This is a genomic window from Streptomyces sp. XY431, assembly GCF_001279805.1.
GTDB lineage: Bacteria > Actinomycetota > Actinomycetes > Streptomycetales > Streptomycetaceae > Kitasatospora > Kitasatospora purpeofusca.
Genome location: NZ_LGDO01000457.1, coordinates 121,498 through 135,833 on the forward strand (window position 1 = coordinate 121,498; position 14,336 = coordinate 135,833).

A 14,336-nucleotide genomic window follows, 5' to 3' on the forward strand; every position below is an offset into this window, starting at 1 on the left:
CGGCCGACCGCCCCGGGTTCCCGCACGTCCGGGGCCGTCCCGCCCGGCCGCGCCCGGGGGCGGGACGCTACCGTAGGGCCGTGAGTGACGACCCGTCGGCGACGACCGCCGCGCCCAGCCCCGGCAGCACTGGCAGCACCGGCAGCACCGACGCGGCCACGACCGGCCGCACCGCCCCGGACGCCTTCGAGGCCAACCGGCGCTACCTCGGCTCCGTCGCCTACCGGATGCTCGGCTCCTTCACCGACGCCGAGGACGTCCTCCAGGAGGCCTGGCTGCGCTGGCGCGCCGCCGACCGCGCCGGCGTCGCCGACCCCCGCGCCTTCCTCACCACCGTCGTCACCCGCCTCTGCTACGACCAGCTCGGCTCGGCCCGGGCCCGCCGCGAGTCCTACTTCGGCGAATGGCTGCCCGAACCGTCCGTCTCCTACCAGAGCGGCCCCGCCTCCCCCGCCGAGCTCGCCGAACTCGGCGAATCCGTCTCGCTGGCCCTGCTCGCCGTCCTCGAACAGCTCACCCCCGCCGAACGCGCCGCCTTCGTCCTGCACGACGTCTTCGCCGTCGGCTTCGACGAGATCGCCGCCTCCCTCGACCGCAGCCCCGACGCCGCCCGCCAGCTCGCCTCCCGCGCCCGCCGCCGGGTCAAGGACGGCGGCCGCCGGGCCACCGCCGACCCGGCCGAGCACCGGCAGGCCGTCGAGGCCTTCGCCGCCGCCACCGCCCGCGGCGACATCGAGGGCCTGCTCGCCGTCCTCGACCCCGAGGTGGTCTGGCACTCCGACGGCGGCGGCCTCGTCACCGCCGGCGCCCGCCCGGTGTTCGGCGCGGACAAGGTCTCCCGGCTCGTCGCCGGCATGGTCGCCAAGTGGGGCACACCCGACACCGTCATCGAGTTCGCCCTGGTCAACGGCGAACCCGGCCTGGTCTGGTACCAGCAGCCGGGCCTGGTCGGCGGCGTGGTCGGCTTCACCGTCGCCGACGGCCGGATCACCTCGGCGTACATCGTGGTCAACCCCGAGAAGCTCACCCACCTCAACCCCGCCGCCACCCCTCCGGCGGTGTGACGCAGACCACCGTCACACTCCGACGGGCTCCGTCGTCCCCCTTCCGAACACGCGGAGAGCGCTCCCCGGCCACCCCGGGGGCGCCGCGACCGGACGCCGCCGACGGCGCCACGAAGGAGCGGGACGACATGACCGAGAAGCAGATCGTCGTACTGGGTGCCGGCTACGCGGGCCTCGCCGCCGCCACCCGCGCCGGGAAGCGCGGACAGGTCACCCTGATCGCCCCCGAGCAGCGGATCCTGCACCGCGTCCGGCAGCACGAGACCGCCGCCGGGCACCCCGAGCACCGGCCCGCCGTCGCCGAGGTGCTGCGCGGACGCGCCGTCCGCCACATCGCGGCCCGCGCCACCGGGATCGACCTCGCCGGCCGCAAGATCGTCCTCGACAACGGCGAGGTCGTCGCCTACGACACCCTCGTCCACGCCCTCGGCAGCCGCACCGCCTGGCACGACGTCCCCGGCGCCGCCGAGCACGCCTACGCCGCCGAACGCGCCGCCGGGATCGCCGAACGGCTGCGCAGCGCCGACCGCCCCGGCACCGTCGCCGTGGTCGGCGGCGGCGCCACCGGCATCGAGCTGGCCGCCGAACTCGCCGAGGCCCACCCCAGCTGGACGGTGCGGATCGTCGCCGCCGACCAGGTCGGCGGCTGGTTCTCGGCCAAGGGCCGCGGCCACGTCCACCGGGTGCTGCGCGGGCTCGGCGTCGCGATCCACGAGCACACCGCCGTCACCGCCGTCGACCCCGAGGGCCTCACCACCGCCGACGGCCGGATCCCCGCCGACCTGGTCGTCTGGGCCGCCTCGATGGAACCGCACCCGCTCGCCGCCGAGGCCGGCCTCGCCGTCACCCCGGCCGGCCGGGCGATCGTCGACGACCACCTGCGGTCGGTCTCGCACCCCGAGGTGTACGTGATCGGCGACGCCGCCGAGGTCACCGTCCCCGGCACCGGCACCCTGCGGATGGGCTGCGCCACCGCCCTGCCGCAGGGCCAGTACCTCGGCAAGGTGCTCGCCGGGCGCACCGACAAGCCGTTCGCCTTCCGCTACCTCGTGCAGTGCCTGAGCCTCGGCCGGCGCGACGGGCTGGTCCAGCTGATCCACGGCGACGACTCGATGCGGCCCGCCGTGCTGACCGGCCGGACCGGGCGGCTGGTCAAGGCCGCGATCCTCAAGAGCGTCGTGATGTCGCTGCGCTGAGGCACGCGTGAGGGGCCCGGGACGCGCACTGCGTCCCGGGCCCCTCACGGTGGAGGGCAGGCGGCCGGGTCCTCCCCGGCCGCCTGCCCTTCGGTTACTTCTTCTCGCCCTTGGGGGTCTCGGCGTCGGTGGACAGCGCGGCGATGAAGGCCTCCTGCGGGACCTCCACCCGGCCGACCATCTTCATCCGCTTCTTGCCCTCCTTCTGCTTCTCCAGCAGCTTCCGCTTACGGGAGATGTCACCGCCGTAGCACTTGGCGAGGACGTCCTTGCGGATGGCGCGGACCGTCTCACGGGCGATCACCCGGGAGCCGATCGCCGCCTGGATCGGCACCTCGAACTGCTGGCGCGGGATCAGCTTCTGCAGCTTGCCGGCCATCATCACGCCGTAGCCGTAGGCCTTGTCCTTGTGCACGATCGCGGAGAACGCGTCCACCGCGTCGCCGTGCAGCAGGATGTCGACCTTGACCAGGTCCGCGGTCTGCTCGCCGATGGGCTCGTAGTCGAGCGAGGCGTAACCGCGGGTCTTGGACTTCAGCTGGTCGAAGAAGTCGAAGACGATCTCCGCGAGCGGGAGGGTGTAGCGCAGCTCGACCCGGTCCTCGGACAGGTAGTCCATGCCCTGGAGGTTGCCGCGGCGGGACTGGCACAGCTCCATGATCGCGCCGACGAACTCGTTCGGCGCCAGGATGGTGCCGCGCACGACCGGCTCGTACACCTCGGCGATCTTGCCGACCGGGAACTCGCTCGGGTTGGTGACGGTGTGCTCGCTGCCGTCCTCCATGATCACCCGGTAGACCACGTTCGGGGCGGTGGAGATGAGGTCGAGGTTGAACTCGCGCTCCAGGCGCTCCCGGATGATCTCCAGGTGCAGCAGGCCGAGGAAGCCGCAGCGGTAGCCGAAGCCGAGCGCGACCGAGGTCTCCGGCTCGTACACCAGCGCCGCGTCGTTCAGCCGCAGCTTGTCCAGGGCGTCGCGCAGCAGCGGGTAGTCCGAGCCGTCCAGCGGGTACAGGCCGGAGAACACCATCGGACGCGGGTCCTTGTAGCCGCCGAGCGGCACGGTGGCGCCCTTGTGCATCGACGTGATGGTGTCACCGACCTTGGACTGCCGGACGTCCTTCACACCGGTGATGATGTAGCCCACCTCACCGACGCCCAGGCCGTCGGCGACCTTCGGCTCCGGCGAGATGACGCCGATCTCCAGCAGCTCGTGGGTGGCGCCGGTGGACATCATCGCGATGCGCTCGCGCTTGGTCAGCTGGCCGTCCACGACACGGACGTAGGTGACCACGCCGCGGTAGGAGTCGTACACCGAGTCGAAGATCATCGCGCGGGCCGGGGCGTCCTTGACGCCGACCGGGGCCGGGACGGTGTTGACGATGTGGTCCAGCAGGTCCTCGACACCGAGACCGGTCTTGGCGCTGACCTGGAGCACGTCGGACGGGTCGCAGCCGATGATGTGGGCGATCTCCGCGGCGTACTTCTCCGGCTGCGCGGCCGGCAGGTCGATCTTGTTCAGCACCGGGACGATCGTGAGGTCGTTCTCCAGCGCCAGGTACAGGTTGGCGAGGGTCTGCGCCTCGATGCCCTGGGCCGCGTCGACGACCAGGACGGTGCCCTCGCAGGCCGCGAGGGAACGCGACACCTCGTACGTGAAGTCCACGTGGCCCGGGGTGTCGATCATGTTGAGGATGTGCGTGTTCCCGGCGTGGGGACCGGTCCTCGGCGCCCACGGGAGACGGACGGCCTGCGACTTGATCGTGATGCCGCGCTCGCGCTCGATGTCCATGCGGTCGAGGTACTGGGCGCGCATCTGCCGCGGGTCGACCACACCGGTGATCTGCAGCATCCGGTCGGCGAGGGTCGACTTGCCGTGGTCGATGTGGGCGATGATGCAGAAGTTGCGGATCAGCGCCGGGTCGGTACGGCTGGGCTCTGGCACATTGCTGGGGGTCGCGGGCACCTTGGTCCGATTCTCCGTTGGTCCGGGGGCCGGGGGTGTCCGGATCATCGCTGACCGGCTTCCCGGGCGACCGGACGGTCGTCCGATCGAGATAGTTCCTCCCATCTTCCCACCTCCCGCGGGCGGACCGCGCGCCGCCCGTCCGCTTCGGGCCGCCCGGGGGGCCTGCGGGGGGCTGTCCCGCGGGGTCCCCCGGGGCCTGCGGGGCGTACTGGGCCTGCCGGGCGGTGGAGTGGGGAGTCGGGGCGGCAGGGCAGGATGGCCGGCCATGATCCTCGAAAGCGCCCTGCTCGACGTCCTGCCCGGCCAGGACGAGGAATTCCTCGCCGCCTTCACCGAGGCCCGCCCCCTGATCGCCGGCCGGCCCGGCTTCCGCTCCCTGGCGCTGCGCCGCTGCCTGGACGAGGGGCGCGGCTCCCGGTTCCTGCTCCAGGTGGAGTGGGAGAACCTCACCGACCACACCGAGGGATTCCGGCGCTCCCCCGAGTACCAGCAGTGGCGTGCGCTGCTGCACCACTTCTACCGGCCGTTCCCCGAGGTCGAGCACTACGGCGAGCCGCTGCTGCGGGCCTGACCGGCACCCGGCGCCCGTCGCACCTCCACCGGGCGTCCGGCGCGCGCCCCCACCGCGTGCCCGCGCCGTGCCCGCGCCGTGCCCGCGCCGTGCCCGCCCGGTTTGGGCCGGGCCCGCCGACCCTGGTAGCGTTGGCCGCTGCACCTGGCCCCGGCATGCCCTCTCAGCTGCTCCAAGGGTCGCTGGTGCAAACCTCCCCAGCCTCCGGCCGGGGAACCCCCAGAACCGATTTCACAGACTGAGGCACTTTCGTGGCGAACATCAAGTCCCAGATCAAGCGCAACAAGACCAACGAGAAGGCGCGCCTGCGCAACAAGGCCGTCAAGTCCTCGCTGAAGACCGCTCTGCGCAAGGCCCGCGAGGCCGCTGCCGCCGGCGAGACCGAGAAGGCCGCTGTGCTGGCCCGCGCCGCCTCCAAGGCGCTGGACAAGGCCGTGAGCAAGGGCGTCATCCACGCCAACCAGGCCGCCAACAAGAAGTCGGCCATCACCAAGCGCGTCAACACCGCCGTCCAGGCCTGACGCCCCCGGGGCCGCACGACGGCCCCACCCCTCGGGACGCCCGGCCCTCTACCCGGAACCCCCGAGGCGCACAACAGACTTCGCACCGCACGCGGCCTGCGTTCGCCACGCGGGTGCGGTGCACAGGGATTGACCGGAAGTACCTGCCCGCAGGACTTCCCCGCGCTGCCCGCCCGGTACACACCGGGCGGGCAGTCGGCGTTTCCGGGCGCCCGCTGGACGACCGTCCGACGGCCGTCCAGCGGCCGGGCGGGGGCGGGAACCGGGACGGCCCGGCCGCCGTCGCTTTCCTCGAACGGTCGCCCGGCCCGGCCGATAGGGTCGGGTCTCCGGCACCCACGTCGCAGGCCCGAGGGGGGCACACTTTGGGGACACCGCCGCCGCCGTCATCACCTTCACCGGCACCGTCACCGTCACCGCAGAACGGACCCGGCTTCGCCGGCTTCCCGCAGCAGTCGCAGCCACCGGCGCCGAACAGCCCGCCCGGCTTCGGGCCGCCGCCCGGCCTCCCCAGCGCGCCCGGCGCACCGGGCGCGCCCACGGTGCCCGGCTCGGCGGCAGTGGCCGGCGCCCCGGCCCCGGACGGTCGCCGGGGCGGCGGGCTGCGGCGCAACGCGACCTGGGCGTTCGTCGGCGCGATCCTCGCCTCGGCGGTCTGGACCGGCACCGTGCTCGTGGTGCCCGGCCTCGTCGACGACGGGTCCGCGGCGAAGAGCCTCCGCGGCTACCACGCGGTCGACCGGATCTGCGACGCCGGCAAGCTCACCGCGTTCCGCGGCAAGTACAAGATGGTGGACAACTACCCGCTGGAACACGTCGGCCGCACCGACACCATGGACGTCATGCGCTGCTACGCGCTGATGAAGCGCACCCCGACCGACAGCGAGACCACCGACTACGCCACCCTCGACATCCGGGCCGAACTGCACCGGGCCGTCGACTCCGCCCCGGAGTTCGCCGCCCTGCGGCAGTACTTCGAGCAGCAGAAGTACGAGATCACCCCGGTTCCGGGCCTCGGCGAGGAGGCCTACCTCGCCTACGGTGACGAACCAACCAGCTCGGACAAGACCTTCCACGACATCAACTACTACCTGCAGGTCCGGGACGGCGGCATGACGTACTCGCTGTACTGGACGGACAACTACCAGGTCGGCAAGAACCACACCCTGGACCGGGAGACCGTACGCAAGGCCATGCTCGACGACACCCGGGACATGCTCAAGGCGATCGGCGGCCCGTAGGCGGGGCGGGCTCAGTACGAGGGCTGCCGGGAACCGGCCCTGGCGGCCCTCGCCACGGCGACCACGGCACGCTCCAGGGCGTAGGCCGGGTCATCGGAGCCGCCCTTGACGGCGGCGTCCGCCTGCGCGATCGCCGTCAGCGCCACGGCCACGCCGTCGCCCGTCCAGCCGCGCATCTGCTGGCGGACCCGCTCCACCTTCCACGGCGGCATGCCCAGCTCGCGGGCCAGGTCCCCCGGGCGCATGTTCCGCCCGGCCGTCGCCAGCCGCCCGATGCTCCGCACCCCGGACGCCAGCGCGTAGGTGATGCCGGTCGGCGGCTGGCCGACCGCCAGGGCCCAGCGCAGGCGCTCCAGTGCTTCGGCGGCCCGGCCGGTGACCGCCAGGTCCGCCACCTCGAAGCCGGTGGCCTCGGCCCGGCCGCTGTAGTAGCGGGCCACCACGGTCTCGTCGATGGTGCCCTCGACGTCGGAGGTCAACTGGCTGCACGCGGCCGCCAGCTCGCGCAGATCGCTGCCGAGCGCGTCCAGCAGGGCCTGGCTGGCCTCCGGCGTCGCCGAGCGGCCGAGGGTGCGGAACTCGCCCTTCACGAAGGCCAGCCGCTCGCTCGCCTTGGCGAGCTTCGCGCAGGCCACCTCGCGGCCGCCGGCCTTGCGGCCCGCGTCCAGCAGGCCCTTGCCCTTGGCGCCGCCCGCGTGCACCAGGACCATGATCACTTCTTCGGCGGGGGCCTCGATGTACGCCTTGACCTCCTTCACGGAGTCGGCGGAGAGGTCCTGCGCGGCCCTGACCACGATGACCTTGCGCTCGGCGAAGAGCGAAGGGGTGGTGAGCTCGGCCAGGCTGCCGGGCTGCAGGCCCCCGGGCGGGAGGTCCCGCACATCGGTGTCCGGGTCGGCGGCCTTCGCCGCGGCCACCACCTGGGCCACCGCGCGGTCCAGCAGCAGCTCCTCCTGGCCGACCGCGAGGGTCAGCGGGGCGAGCAGGTCGTCGGGTGCACTCTTCCTGGCCATCGCCTACCAGCATCCCACGGGGCACGGACAGCTCCGGCCGCCCTGGAGAATGGGCGGGTGACCGAAGACCCCACCACTGACCCCACCACCGGGTCCACCACCGAGTCCGTCGCCGAGCCCGTCGCCGCCGACGCAGCCGACCTGCCGGACGACTTCGACCCGCACGCCCGGCAGCTGCTCGTCCTGCCCGACCGCGACGCCGCCGAGGAGGCCGCCGAGGAGTTCGGCGCGGACCACCCCGACCTCGGCGAGCCGGAGATCGTCCGGGACGCCCTCGCCGGGGAGGACGACGCCGAGGACGCCCAGTGGCTGGTGGTCGTGGAACCCCCCGAGCACGGCTGGACCCCGGCCCTCCTCCACGCCCTCGACGCCGTCGCCGCCTCCCACGACGGCTGGCGCGAGCAGCACTGACCCGCCTCCTCGTGCGGGGCCGCGTGGGAAGTCGGCCGGGCCGACTTCCCACGCGGGGTGCTGGGTGGTCCCGGTTCGTCGGGCCCGCTCCAGTTCATCGCTCCCCGTTGCGCTCCGGGCCCCGCCCGGAGCGCAACGGCATGCCCTTCCCCGGCCTCGCCCCCGCCTTCGCCCAGGCAACACCTGATGCTCCCGCTCCGGCTGCCTGCCTTCGCCGGGCCCGAGCGCGACGCTCGGGCCCGGCGAGAAGAATCGTTTCTGCCGGGCCCGCCCCCGCACTTCCTCCCCAACCCCAACCCCCGAATTCCCACCCCCACTCTCGGGGTCAGGGAGGAAGGCGGTGGTAGGGATCACCCGGGCGGTGCGCGGGGGCCGTGGCCCCCGCGCAGCGCCGACGGGGTGCCGGGGGCTGCCGCCCGAACGGACCGGGGAGCGCCCCGGCCGTGGCCGGGGCGCTCCCCACGCGGGTGGACGGAGGCGCCGAGGTCACCCGGACCGGCGCCGGTCACCGCGATGTCGCCCACCCGGTCCGTACGCAGCACCGTGGCACCCAAAGCCCTCAGCCGGTCCACCGTCCGCGGCGACGGATGGCCGTACGGGTTGCCCTCCCCGCAGGAGATCAGAGCCAGCCGGGGGCTCAACGCCTCGGTCAGCGCCCAGTCCTGATAGGCCGAGCCATGATGCGCCACCTTCAGCACGTCCACCTCGTTCTCCTTCCCGGCCGCCCTCAGCCGACTCAGCAACGCTTCCTGGGCCGGCGGCTCCAGGTCGCCCAACAGGGCGAACCGCAGACCTCCCGCCACCGCCACCCGCAGCACGACACTCGCGTTGTTCGGACCTGACACCACCGCGGACTCCTCTCCGTCCGGCCACAGCACCTCCCACGAGACCCCCGGCCCCGCCCACCGCCGCTCACCAGGGGCCGCCCGCACCATCGGGACCCCGGCTCGCGCCGCCCAGTCCGCCACCCGGGCGGCCTCGCCCGGCGGATCGTCCACCGCCGTGCCCTGCACCACCCCGACCCTCCGGCCGCGCAGCACCCCCGGCAGCCCCTCGACGTGATCCGCGTGGAAATGCGTCGCCAGGAAGAGCGACACCCGCTCGATCCCGAGATCACGCAGACAGCGGTCCGCCTCCCGCGGATCCGGCCCCGCGTCCACCACCACCGCGCTGTCCGGCGGCCCCCCACCCTCGGGCGGCACCGGCAGCACCACCATGTCGCCCTGCCCCACGTCGCACATGACCAGCCGCCAGTCGGGCGGCGGCCAGCCGGTCGCGATCCGGGCCAGCGGCGGCGGCCGCAGCAGCACGGTCAGCAGGACCAGCAGCAGGGCACCCGTCACCACCGGGCGGATCCAGCCGCGCGGGGTGCGCCATCGACGGGCCCCGGCGGAACGCCCGGGCAGCAGAAACGGAACCGTCCAGCACAGTGCGGCCGTGCCGACGGCGAGGCTCACCGCGCCGAACCATCCGCCCGGCCAGGACAGCCGGCCACCCGGTAGTTCGGCGCCGTGCCTGGCCACCGAGGCCAGCCAGCCGGTCGGCACCGCGGCGGGCTCGGCGAGGATCCGTGCCAGCGCCGGAGAGACCGGGTCGGCGATCAGGACCGCGAAGCCGAGCAGGGTCGCCGGGGCCACCGCCAGCTCGGCCAGCAGATTGCACGGGATCCCGACGAGGCTGACGTGCCCGGAGAGGAGCACCGTCACCGGCGCGCAGAGCGCCTGGGCCGCGGCCGTCGCACCGACCGCGCCCGCAAGGGGCCGCGGCCAGCCCCGCGCCCGGAGGGCGTCCGCCCAACGCGGACCGAGCACCAGCAGCCCGGCCGTGGCGAGCACCGACAGCAGGAAGCCGAAGGAACGTGCCAGATACGGGTCGAGGAGGATCAGCAGCAGCGCCGTGCCGGCCAGCGCCGGTACCGCCCGGCGCGGACGGCCGGTGGCCAGCGCCAACAGTCCGATCAGCCCGGTTCCCGCCGCTCTGAGCACACTGGGCTCGGGGCGGCAGATCGTGACGAAGGCCAGTGTCACGCCCGCCCCCACCAGTGCCGTGGTCCGCAGCGGGATCCCGAGCAGGGCGGCGAGTCCGCGTCGCTCGGCAGTCCCGGCACGCCCCGGGGCGCCGAGCAGCACCCCCAGCACAATCGCGAGGTTGGCCCCGCTGACCGCCACCAAGTGGGCCAGGTCGGTGTCCCGGAACGCCTCCCTGAGGTCGTCCGGCAGCCGGGAGGTGTCGCCCACGACCAGGCCCGGGAGCAGTCCGCGCTCGTCCGGCGGCAGGCCGTCGGTCGCCGAGCGCAGGCCCGCCCGGAGCCGTCCGGCGATCCGCTGCGGGAGGCTCGGCGGCGCCGACGCGCGAGGCTCGCCGTGCGCGATCAGCAGTGCCGCCGACTCGTGGTCGCCCTCCCCCGGTGGCCGGACGGTCACCTCGGCCGCCAGCCGGGCCGACGGCAGCAGGGGCTCCCAGGCAGCCACGTCCTCGCCGCGCACCAGGACGGTGACGGGTGTGCGGGTCCGGACGGTGCTCGGGCCCGGCTCGCCCCGCAGCAGGCCGTCCGGGACGGTGACGCGGTCCACGACCGCCTCCACGGTGAGCAGGCTCTGCCCGGCACCGGACCCTCCGCCGCGGGAGACCCGGACCCGCGGGTCCCCGGTGACGGTGAGGTCGACGCCCACCTCCGGGGCCGGGCCGCCGGTCCGGGCCAGTTCGGGCAGCGGCCCACGGCGCAGATCGGCGGTGTGCAGGAGGGTGGCGGCCGCAGCGGCGGCCGCCGTGAGGAGGACGCCCGCCGCGGTCACGGCGACGGAGCGGCCTCGGGTCGGACCGGTGAACGCCCGGATCCCGAGGACGAGGAGGAACAGCCCGAGGAGCGCCGCCGCGCCCGCCCCCGCCGCGAGGACCGCGCCGTGGCCGGACCCCGGCCCAAGCACCCAGGCGGTCACCGCCCAGGCAGCCCCGGCGGGCAGCATCAGTCGAAGGTCACCCGGCCGTGGTCCGGTGGAGGGGCCGGTGGCCGGCTCCGTGTCGGGGGTGGGGGCGAGAACGGTGGCGATGACGGCACCTCCTTTCGTCGGAGCGGAGGGGAGTGGAGAGGGGTAAAGAGGAGAGGAGCGGGAGCCGGGAACGGACAGGGGAACCTGCCGCACGACGGTGGCGAACGGCCCGTCAGAGGGTGAGCAGCGGCCGGAGTTCCGCGTAGGTTCGCTCGCCCACGCCGCTCACCTGACGGAGTTGGTCGAGTGAACGGAACGCGCCGCCGTGGGAGGCGCGGAAGGCGATGATGCGCTGGGCGAGGGTCGGGCCGACGCCGGGGAGCGTGTCGAGCTGTTCGAGCGTCGCGCGGTTCAGGCTGACCGGCTGCTTCGACGGCCCGGCCGGAGGCGGTCCCGGGCCCGCTCCTGCGGCCGGCTGGGGGCTCGGCTCGCCGACGAGGATCTGTTCGCCGTCCGCCAGGACGCGGGCCAGGTTGAGGTTCCTGGTGTCCGTCCCCGGCAGCGGTCCGCCCGCCACCCGCAGCGCGTCCGCCACCCTGGAGCCGTTCGGCAGAGTGTGGACGCCCGGGGCGGCGACCCGGCCACCGATGTCGACCACCACGACGGCGGGAGCCCCGCCCCCGGTGTCGCCTCCAGGGGGCCCGGGCCCCTCGCCTGGCAGGCCCGTGCCCGGGCTCCCGGTCGGCGCCACCGGGCCGACGGCGACCGTCGGTACCTCGACCGGTTGCGGCCGCGCGAGCCAGAAGTGCTGGACGCCGTAGCCGAGGGCGAGCAGCAGGAGGACGAGCAGGCCGACCGCCGCCCGGCGTTCGAGCGTCAACGGATGCCCCGACGGCAGCAACGGCGGCATCAGCGGACCCGGCGGCACCGCACCCACCGCCGGGTCCGAGGGCCCCGGCTCACCACCCTCGGACGCGGGGCCCGACGGCACGCCCTTGGCAACGCCACCGTCGGACGGCCCGCCCGACACAGCCTCGGACGCGTCGTCGAACGGATCCTCGGAAGGACCGCCGTCGCCCCGCCCCGGCGGGGACGACGCCGTGTACACCGAGGGCACGGTGTCCGGCAGGTCGGCCGCCCCCGGCAACAGGGCCGCCATCCGCAGACGGGCGGTCTCGTTGGCCCGACGGATCTCGTGGCGCTTGCGTGCGCCGATGCGCAGGTTCGTCATGCGGAGCACGGTAGGAACCGCCCGAGCAGCGCGCGGATTTTACGGAAATCCTGTGGAAAACCCGGGGGTTGTGGACAACCGAGCACACCCTCAGGAGTGAGGCGGGCCGTCCGACGTTGACATTCGGGCCACTGCGGCCGCCCCGTGCCGCCCGAAGCCCGGTCCGCAGCTACCCGCCCGAAGCCCGGTCCGGCCGACGGCCCCGGCAGACCTCACCGGGGCGAGACCACCACCGCCAGCAGCCCCGGCCCGACGTGCGCGCCGATCACCGCGCCCACCTCGGCCACGTACAGTTCGCGCAGCCCCGGAATCCGCCCCCGCAGCCGCTCCGCCAGCGGCTCGGCCCGGTCCTCCGCCGCCAGGTGGTGGACGGCGATGTCGACCTCCCGCTCCCCCGCCCGCTCGACCGCGATCTCCTCCAGCCGGGCGATCGCCCGGGACGCCGTGCGCACCTTCTCCAGCGGCTCGATCCGCCCCCCGGCCAGGTGCAGCAGCGGCTTCACCGCCAGCGCCGAGCCCAGCAGTGCCCGCGCGGCGCCGATCCGCCCGCCCCGGCGCAGGTACTCCAGGGTGTCGACGTAGAAGAAGCCGCTGGTCCCGGCGGTCCGGCGCACGACGGCCGCCGCCGCCTCGTCGAGCTCCTGCCCGGCCTCGATCGCCTCGGCCGCCGCCAGCACCCCGTACCCGAGCGCCATGCCGACCAGCCGGCTGTCCACCACCCGTACCGGGACGGGCGACTCGGCGGCCGCCAGCCGGGCGGCCGCCACCGTCCCGGACAGCTCGCCGGAGATGTGGACCGAGACGATGCCGCGCGCGCCGCTCTCGGCCGCCGCCCGGTAGGCGGCGGCGAAGGCCTCGGGGTTGGGTCGCGAGGTGGTCACCCGGTGCTTGCCGCGCAGCGCCTCGGCCACGTCCTTCGGGGAGATCTCGACGCCCTCCGCGCGCACCTCGTCGCCGACCGCGACGCTCAGCGGGACGATGGAGATCCGGTGCCGGTCGACGGCCTGCTGGGGCAGGTAGGCGGTGGAGTCGGTGACAAGTGCGAGGTCGGCGGGCATGAGGCGGAGGTTACTCCCAGCTCGGGCCGGTCGGCAGCTTCCGGAGGCCGCTCAGCCGGCCGAGGGGCCGGTGGTCGGCTTCCGCAGCCGCTGCGCCAGCTTGGTCACCGGGTCGGTGAGGCCGAGGAGCTCCTCGGCGCTGGGCCGGCCGCCCCGTCCGTCCGTGAGCCCGCGCCGGGCGTCACCGGCGTCCCGTGCCGCAGCCGCACCCTCACCCGCGCCCGCGCCCGCGCCCGCCGCACCAACACCAGCCCCGGACCCACCCGAAGCCGAAGCCGCACCCGAAGCCCCCGGCCCGGTGTCCCAGTGCCGCAGCGCCCCCGCCTCGTCCTCGCACTCCCGGCTCAGCCGCCCCAGCTCGTCGGCCGCGAACCGGTGCATCCGGTCCTGCGCCGCCCACCGCATGGTCTCCGCCGAGTGCGTGATCCGCTCCGCCCGCTCCCGCAGCTCGGGCAGCTTCGCCGCGACCCGCCCGGCGTCCGGTTCGCGCTCCAGCATCCGCAGTTCGCCGTCCAGCTCCGCCGCGTGGGCGTCCAGCCGGCCCAGCAGCGCGAGCGCCTCGCCGAGCTGGCCGTCCTGGCCGACAGCGCCCTCCAGGACCCTCCGGGTGCCGTCCAACGAGGTCCGCAGCCCCAGGCGGACGGCGGAGATCTGCCCCTGCGGACCGGTCTGGGTGTAGGACTTCGCCTTGAGCGTGACGTTCTCCACGGCCCGTCGGGCCTTGGCCTCCTGGCGTTCCACCTTCTCGCCGACCGCCCGGGCCGCCTTGACCAGGCCAATGACGACGAGCACCACCACCCCGAGCCCGAGGAGCAGGGCGATTCCGAGCAACACCCCGAGAATCTCCATCACACGCCGCCTTCCGCCAGTCGAACCGGCCCCCACCGGGCCCAACGCGGGCCGGCCCACCGAGGGTTCCACCGTAGCCCCGGGACCGGCCGGGCGGGCCACCGTTCAGGGGTGCGGGGCCCTGGTTCAGGGAAAGGTTCAGGGACGCATCGGGGGGAACCCCGACTTCCACCGAACCCTCGAAGGCCCCACCGACCCCCCGGAGGCCCCGCCCCCCCGGAGACCCCCCCGAACCCAAACCCACCCCCCGGAACGCCCCCATCAGCCCCTCCCCCCCCGCCA

Annotated in this window: 12 protein-coding genes; 6 read left to right on the top strand and 6 right to left on the bottom strand. The window is 74.5% G+C overall.

Features of this window, described 5'->3' with window-relative positions; all coding sequences use genetic code 11:
• The first annotated feature begins 80 nt into the window (after positions 1 to 80).
• On the top strand, positions 81 to 1,064 hold the full coding sequence (locus tag ADK60_RS29100) for a sigma-70 family RNA polymerase sigma factor (RefSeq protein WP_079008761.1): 984 nt from the start codon (positions 81 to 83) through the stop codon (positions 1,062 to 1,064).
• 128 nt (positions 1,065 to 1,192) lie between these two features.
• Positions 1,193 to 2,260, top strand: coding sequence for an NAD(P)/FAD-dependent oxidoreductase (locus tag ADK60_RS29105; protein ID WP_053649849.1), 1,068 nt, complete (start codon positions 1,193 to 1,195; stop codon positions 2,258 to 2,260).
• A gap of 94 nt (positions 2,261 to 2,354) precedes the next feature.
• Here ADK60_RS29105 and lepA read toward each other — a convergent pair whose 3' ends face one another.
• Complete coding sequence (lepA, locus tag ADK60_RS29110; protein WP_045938445.1) at positions 2,355 to 4,226, bottom strand: translation elongation factor 4; 1,872 nt, start codon at positions 4,224 to 4,226, stop codon at positions 2,355 to 2,357.
• A gap of 268 nt (positions 4,227 to 4,494) precedes the next feature.
• Here lepA and ADK60_RS29115 point away from each other — a divergent pair, with 268 nt between their 5' ends.
• The 3 genes from ADK60_RS29115 to ADK60_RS29125 all read left to right on the top strand — a co-directional run bounded on the left by ADK60_RS29115 (position 4,495) and on the right by ADK60_RS29125 (position 6,562).
• Positions 4,495 to 4,800 (top strand): antibiotic biosynthesis monooxygenase family protein, encoded by a 306-nt coding sequence (locus tag ADK60_RS29115; RefSeq protein WP_053649851.1) that lies wholly within the window; start codon positions 4,495 to 4,497, stop codon positions 4,798 to 4,800.
• 251 nt (positions 4,801 to 5,051) lie between these two features.
• Positions 5,052 to 5,321, top strand: a complete 270-nt coding sequence (rpsT, locus tag ADK60_RS29120) for a 30S ribosomal protein S20 (RefSeq protein WP_045938443.1) — start codon at positions 5,052 to 5,054, stop codon at positions 5,319 to 5,321.
• Positions 5,322 to 5,881: 560 nt separating this feature from the next.
• A complete protein-coding gene (locus ADK60_RS29125) occupies positions 5,882 to 6,562 on the top strand; it encodes a hypothetical protein (RefSeq protein WP_053649853.1) in 681 nt (226 codons plus the stop codon).
• Between the two features lie 11 nt (positions 6,563 to 6,573).
• Here the strand turns inward: ADK60_RS29125 and holA are convergent, their stop codons facing one another.
• Positions 6,574 to 7,575 (bottom strand): DNA polymerase III subunit delta, encoded by a 1,002-nt coding sequence (gene holA, locus ADK60_RS29130; protein WP_045938441.1) that lies wholly within the window; start codon positions 7,573 to 7,575, stop codon positions 6,574 to 6,576.
• A gap of 174 nt (positions 7,576 to 7,749) precedes the next feature.
• Here holA and ADK60_RS29135 point away from each other — a divergent pair, with 174 nt between their 5' ends.
• Positions 7,750 to 7,986, top strand: coding sequence for a hypothetical protein (locus ADK60_RS29135; RefSeq protein WP_199839786.1), 237 nt, complete (start codon positions 7,750 to 7,752; stop codon positions 7,984 to 7,986).
• A gap of 350 nt (positions 7,987 to 8,336) precedes the next feature.
• On the opposite strand, the gene ADK60_RS29140 is transcribed toward ADK60_RS29135, so the two are convergent.
• From ADK60_RS29140 to ADK60_RS29155, 4 genes are all read right to left on the bottom strand, one after another.
• Positions 8,337 to 10,952: a ComEC/Rec2 family competence protein gene (locus ADK60_RS29140; RefSeq protein WP_063783286.1), complete on the bottom strand. Its 2,616-nt coding sequence runs from the start codon at positions 10,950 to 10,952 to the stop codon at positions 8,337 to 8,339.
• A 196-nt stretch (positions 10,953 to 11,148) separates the two neighbouring features.
• A complete protein-coding gene (locus ADK60_RS29145) occupies positions 11,149 to 12,147 on the bottom strand; it encodes a ComEA family DNA-binding protein (RefSeq protein ID WP_234371316.1) in 999 nt (332 codons plus the stop codon).
• 212 nt (positions 12,148 to 12,359) lie between these two features.
• Positions 12,360 to 13,205, bottom strand: coding sequence for a DegV family protein (locus ADK60_RS29150; RefSeq protein ID WP_045944068.1), 846 nt, complete (start codon positions 13,203 to 13,205; stop codon positions 12,360 to 12,362).
• A 51-nt stretch (positions 13,206 to 13,256) separates the two neighbouring features.
• On the bottom strand, positions 13,257 to 14,039 hold the full coding sequence (locus ADK60_RS29155; RefSeq protein ID WP_234371318.1) for a hypothetical protein: 783 nt from the start codon (positions 14,037 to 14,039) through the stop codon (positions 13,257 to 13,259).
• Between the last annotated feature and the right edge of the window lie 297 nt (positions 14,040 to 14,336).

Coding starts and splice junctions, on each gene's coding strand:
- ADK60_RS29150 (WP_045944068.1), bottom strand. CDS start 13,205: ATGCCCGCCGACCTCGCACTTGTCACCGACTCCACCGCCTACCTGCCC.
- ADK60_RS29140 (WP_063783286.1), bottom strand. CDS start 10,952: ATGCTGCCCGCCGGGGCTGCCTGGGCGGTGACCGCCTGGGTGCTTGGG.
- ADK60_RS29145 (WP_234371316.1), bottom strand. CDS start 12,147: ATGACGAACCTGCGCATCGGCGCACGCAAGCGCCACGAGATCCGTCGG.
- ADK60_RS29105 (WP_053649849.1), top strand. CDS start 1,193: ATGACCGAGAAGCAGATCGTCGTACTGGGTGCCGGCTACGCGGGCCTC.
- ADK60_RS29115 (WP_053649851.1), top strand. CDS start 4,495: ATGATCCTCGAAAGCGCCCTGCTCGACGTCCTGCCCGGCCAGGACGAG.
- holA (WP_045938441.1), bottom strand. CDS start 7,575: ATGGCCAGGAAGAGTGCACCCGACGACCTGCTCGCCCCGCTGACCCTC.